This is a genomic window from Geminicoccus flavidas (assembly GCF_009806515.1).
Taxonomy (GTDB): Bacteria; Pseudomonadota; Alphaproteobacteria; order Geminicoccales; family Geminicoccaceae; genus Geminicoccus; species Geminicoccus flavidus.
The window spans coordinates 1-864 of record NZ_WUJP01000554.1; the positions used below are offsets into that span (position 1 = coordinate 1).

Consider the following 864-nt stretch of genomic DNA (forward strand, 5'->3'; position numbering starts at 1 on the left):
TACATGGGCCTTCAGGTTGGACATGGCATCGAAACCGGCTCTGCCGCCATGACGACCGATGCCCGAGGCCCCGATCCCGCCGAACGGCAGCGAGTCGATCGCCGCCTGCAGCACGGTGCTGCCCACCACCAGCGCCCCCGCCGGCACCTCCGCCAGCAGGCGCCGCTCGGCCTGGCGGTCCCGGCCGAACAGATAGACGGCCAGGGGTGCGTCCTGGCCCCGCAGCCGCCGGATTACCGCGTCCAGCCCGTCGAGCTGGTGGATCGGAAGGATCGGGCCGAACACCTCGTCGCGTACCAGCGGCGAGTTCTCGGGCGGATCGACCACCAGATCCAGAGCCGCATCGTCCTGGCGCAGCAGCTCGAGCCGCGGGCGGCCGTGCGGGATCACCCGGGTCGGCAGGCCCGAAGGGAAATGGTGCCGGACCGCCGCCTGGAGGACGGGCAGGAAGTCATTGGCGGCGACACCTGCCAGCAGCACATGGTCGGGCGCGATGCAGGTCTGCCCGGCGTTCAGCCCCTTGCCGGTGACAATCGCGCTGGCAGCGGCGGCCAGGTCGGCACCGGGCAGGATCACGGCCGGGCACTTGCCGCCCAGCTCCAGCGTGACCGGCACCAGGTTGGCGGCAGCCGCCAGCGCCACCTCGCGGCCGCGCTCCGTGCTGCCGGTGAACAGGAGATGGTCGAAGCGCTGGGCGGCGAAGCTGCGGGCGACGTCGGGCCCGCCCAGCACGGTCCGGGCGACCGTGGGCCCGAGCCGCTGCTCCAGGAGCCGGGCGATCAGTTCCGCGGTCCGGGGCGCGTGCTCGGACGGCTTGACCATCGCCCGGTTGCCGGCGGCGAGTGCCCCGGCCAGCGGCCGCAG

At 73.5% G+C, this 864-nt stretch carries 1 protein-coding gene; it reads right to left on the reverse strand.

All coding sequences use genetic code 11. The features are described 5' to 3' along the window. Nucleotides 1-864 (reverse strand): aldehyde dehydrogenase family protein (locus EQG76_RS15910; protein ID WP_159715190.1); only part of this gene is annotated, 864 nt, incomplete at both ends.